This is a genomic window from Kitasatospora misakiensis (assembly GCF_042656005.1).
In the GTDB taxonomy this organism is placed as follows: Bacteria; Actinomycetota; Actinomycetes; order Streptomycetales; family Streptomycetaceae; genus Kitasatospora; species Kitasatospora misakiensis.
Map to the genome: position 1 here is coordinate 1 of NZ_JBHSOF010000114.1, position 4026 is coordinate 4026.

Sequence of the window (4026 nt, forward strand, 5' to 3'; positions counted from 1 at the left end):
CGGTCACCCGTCGCATCCGGCACGTACTTCACACAGACAACGATCCTCAAGCTCACGGCCTGTCTCCTGTACTGGTCTCGTCCGGCGGCTGCGGCTGTGCACACGGGCGCGAACACGGCACGCGCCCGTTCCCGGCAGCGTGTTCCCGTGCCGGTCCGGAACTCCCTGGCAGCATACTCGCCAGTAGCCCGACGTCACTACTCGCCAGTAGCTTACGCCGCGCGGTCCCGTCCGGGCGCCCCTCGGACCCCCTCGGCAGCCCCGAGCGGGCCGTCGGTCCGGTACGGACCGCGGGACGGCCGCACTGCCGTCAGGGCCATCCTGCCCCAGCCCGCCCCCTGCTCCACCCCACGGGGGCGCTCCGTCCCCCGCGAGCCCCACCGTGACGACGGAAAGCGCCGTTCCGCGCCGGGGCGCGGGACCGCTCAGACCGCCTCGCCCAGCGCCGCGATCACATCCGCCCGCCTCGGCTGCCCGGCCGCCCGGCGGACCACCCGGCCACCCGCGTCCAGCACCAGCACCGTCGGCGTCCGCAGGATGTCCAGCCGCCGGACCAGCTCCAGCCGCTCCTCGGCGTCCAACTCCACGTGCGCCACCCCGTCGACCATCCCGGCCACCTCCGCGAGCACCCGCCGGGTGGCCCGGCAGGGCTGACAGAAGGCCGTGGAGAACTGCACCAGGGTCGCCCGCTCGCCGAGCGGCACCCCCAGCTCTGCCGCGGACAGCCCCACCACCCCGTCCTTCGCCCGCACCCTCAGCCTCCCGTCGCGCTTGGCCCGCAGCATCCCGAACGCACTCGCCAGCGCGAGCACGACAACGCACACCACCAACCCGTTCATGCCCCCAGTCTGCGCCAGGCCTCCCCCGGCCCCGGGAGCGGCCCCCGACAAAACGGTCGACCACCGGCGCGCGAGCCGCGTACGATCACCGCGTGAACTCCGACCGCCCCGCACAGCCGCTGCTGACCACCCGCCGGGTGGTCGACCTGTGCCGGGCCACGACCTCGCGCTGTCGCTGACGCTCCCCAGCCGTCAGCCCGCCGTCGTCCCCTCCCGGAGTCCCCGTGCAGATCGATCCCCGCGGCCCGCGCTTCGCCGCCGCGCTCACCACCGTCGTCCTGATCTCCGTCCTGCTCACCGGCAGCGGCGCCCTGCTCGCCGCCCAGGCCCTCGTCTTCGCCCTCGGAGCCCTCGGCGGGCTGCGCCGCTCCCCGTACGGGTGGCTCTACCGCACGCTGGTCCGGCCCCGCCTGGCACCGCCGGCCGAGACCGAGGACGAACGCCCGCCCAGGTTCGCCCAGGGTGTCGGCCTGGCCTTCGCCCTCGTCGGCGCGCTCGGCTTCCTCATTGGGGCCGCCTGGCTCGGCCTGCTCGCCACCGGGTTCGCCCTGGCCGCCGCCTTCCTCAACGCCGCCTTCGGCTACTGCCTGGGCTGCGAGATGTATCTGCTGCTCCGCCGCGCACAGGGCCGGGTGGACGCCACCGCCTGACCGGGCCGCGCCACCGGCCCGACGCGGGGCCGGTCGGGAGCGAAAACGCGGGGCCGGCCGGGAGCGGAAAAGTTCCCGGCCGGCCCATCACGTACGTCACACCTTCACATTCCGCCAGGCCGCAGCCCTCAGGTGACAGCAGGCACTCCTTCGGGGGATCATCTCCGTGTATCGCCCGTGGCCGCCGCGGTGTGCCGTGCCCCCGGTCGGCCCCCACGGACGGCTCCCCGGGCCCCCGCCGTACCGGGCCGCCAGGCCCGTCGAAGTCAGGACTGACCGTGGCAGAGTTCGTCTACCCGCCGGTGATCGGCGCCGCACTGACCGTCTTCCGCGCCCTCGACGTGCGCATCAAGATCGTCGGCGCCGAACACATCCCCGCCGAGGGCGGGGCGGTGCTGGTGAGCAACCACATCAGCTACCTCGACTTCCTCTTCGCCGGCCTGGGCGCCTACCGGGGCGGCAAGCGCAAGACCCGCTTCATGGCCAAGGACGACGTGTTCAAGCACGGCGTCTCCGGCCCCCTGATGCGCGGCATGAAGCACATCCCGGTCGACCGGGCCGACGGCCAGCCCGCCTACGACGCCGCCGTCCGCGCCCTCCGGGCCGGCGAGGTCGTCGGCGTCTTCCCCGAGGCCACCATCAGCCGCTCCTTCATGCTGAAGAAGTTCAAGACCGGCGCCGCCCGGATGGCCGCCGACTCCGGCGCCCCGCTGCTCCCGATGGTCCTCTGGGGGACCCAGCAGCTGTGGACCAAGGGCCGCCCGAAGACCCTCACCAAGCGGCACGTCCCGGTCACCATCATGATCGGCGAGCCGATCGTGCTGGAGCCCGGGGACAAGCCCGTCATGGTCACCCGGCGCCTGCGGGCCGCGATGTCCGAGATGCTCGACCGGGCCCAGCGCGAGTACCCCGGCAAGCCGTCCGGCCCCGAGGACAGCTGGTGGCTGCCCGCCCAGCTCGGCGGCACCGCGCCCACCCTGGAGGTCGCCGAGGCCGAGGACGAGGCGGAGAACGTCGCCAAGGCCGAACGCCGGGCCGCCCGCGGCTGACCCCTCGTCACCGGGGTCCGCACCACCGCTCCTTGTCCGAACCGCCGCACGAACGGATGACTCCCCGTGCCCGAGCGGACGCGGACCGTCGCGTGTCGCCCCGCTCCACCCGCTCCGATCTGACAAAGTGACAGCTCCTTCGGGGGGCTCACGCCCGGATTCACCGGGCGGATCGAAGACGGAGATGAGACGCGGATGACCCGCACACGGCTCTCAGGGGCCACCCCCGCCACGGCCCGCACCCGCCCTCGCGCAGGTGCGGGCCTCCTGCTCGCCGGGGTCCTGCTCACCGGCTGCGGCGCCCAGCCCGGCGAGATCCCGCTCAGCGAGATCCGCGCCGAATCCCCCACCCCCACACCGACCCCCACCGTCGAACCGGTCGTCGCCGACGGCCCCGCCGGCGTCGTCGCCGCTGCGGCCACCCCGACCGCGCCACCGGCCCGGAACGGCCTCATCGCCGCCCGGGGCTTCCTCGACCAGGACCGCCGCACCAGCGCGATCTTCGCCGTCACGGCCGACGGCAAGACCCGTCAGCAGCTCACCCAGCCGGACGACCGGACCCGCGACGACCGCCCCTCCTGGTCCCCCGACGGCACCGCCCTCGCCTTCGACCGCACCGGCGGCGACTCCCCCGGCCGCATCTGGACGACGGGCGCCGACGGCCGGAACGCCCACCCGGTCGGCCCGCTCTGCGAAGCCGGCGCCCCCGACTGCCTCAACGAGACGGAGACCGGCCCCGCCTGGTCCCCCGACGGCAAGCTGATCGCCTTCACCCGCACCTGGGGCCAGTCCGATCCGACCTCGGAGCAGACCCAGTACAGCGACCTCTACGTCATCGCTCCGGACGGCACCAGCGCCCAGCGCCTCACCTTCCTGACCAACGACACCCCGTACTCCGGCGCCGTCACCGACCCGGCCTGGTCCCCCGACGGCAAGCAGCTCGTCTTCTCCTACCGGACCAGCGCCACCGGTCAGCCCGCCAACGGCCGCTCCCTCTACGTCGTCAACGTCGACGGCACCGGTCTGCGCCGGCTCACCCCGTGGGAGCTGCGGGCCGGCGAACGCGCCAACTGGTCGCCCGACGGCAGCCGGATCGTCTTCACCACGTACCCCGCGGGCCCCGACAACGCGCCCGGCGCACCCGGCGGCGGCATCTACACCGTCCACCCCGACGGCACCGCCGTGGAGGCCCTCACCCCCGGCCCGTCCGAGGTCACCTACGGGGTCGCCTCCTACTCCCCGGACGGCACCGCGATCGCCTTCGACCAGGCCCCGGCCGGCGGGGCCTCCGAGCTCTGGACCATGCGCGCCGACGGCTCGACCGCCACCCGGCTCACCGACCCCACCGGCCCCTCGGAAGGCCGCCCCAACTGGGGCACCGCCCAGCCGCAGAGCTGAACCTCCGCGGAATGCCCCGTGGCGGGAAATGTCGCTGAACGCAAAGAACCCCCATCCGGATCCCGGATGGGGGTTCTTCACAATGATTGT

The 4026-nt window shown here is 74.1% G+C and carries 4 protein-coding genes; 3 read left to right on the top strand and 1 reads right to left on the bottom strand.

Annotated features, from left to right (window positions below):
• Window positions 1–425: 425 nt before the first annotated feature.
• Window positions 426–839 (bottom strand): TlpA family protein disulfide reductase, encoded by a 414-nt coding sequence (locus ACFP3U_RS36690; protein WP_380230115.1) that lies wholly within the window; start codon window positions 837–839, stop codon window positions 426–428.
• A gap of 224 nt (window positions 840–1063) precedes the next feature.
• Between ACFP3U_RS36690 and ACFP3U_RS36695 the strand changes: the two genes are divergently transcribed.
• From ACFP3U_RS36695 to ACFP3U_RS36705, 3 genes are all read left to right on the top strand, one after another.
• The gene (locus ACFP3U_RS36695) at window positions 1064–1489 is read left to right on the top strand and encodes a DUF4395 domain-containing protein (RefSeq protein WP_380230116.1); all 426 of its coding nucleotides are present in this window, start codon (window positions 1064–1066) and stop codon (window positions 1487–1489) included.
• Between the two features lie 278 nt (window positions 1490–1767).
• Window positions 1768–2538 carry a lysophospholipid acyltransferase family protein gene (locus ACFP3U_RS36700; protein WP_380230117.1) on the top strand — a complete coding sequence of 257 codons (771 nt, stop codon included), beginning with the start codon at window positions 1768–1770 and terminating at the stop codon, window positions 2536–2538.
• Between the two features lie 195 nt (window positions 2539–2733).
• Complete coding sequence (locus ACFP3U_RS36705) at window positions 2734–3936, top strand: TolB family protein (RefSeq protein WP_380230118.1); 1203 nt, start codon at window positions 2734–2736, stop codon at window positions 3934–3936.
• Window positions 3937–4026 lie beyond the last annotated feature (90 nt).

Coding starts and splice junctions, on each gene's coding strand:
- ACFP3U_RS36705 (WP_380230118.1), top strand. CDS start 2,734: ATGACCCGCACACGGCTCTCAGGGGCCACCCCCGCCACGGCCCGCACC.
- ACFP3U_RS36690 (WP_380230115.1), bottom strand. CDS start 839: ATGAACGGGTTGGTGGTGTGCGTTGTCGTGCTCGCGCTGGCGAGTGCG.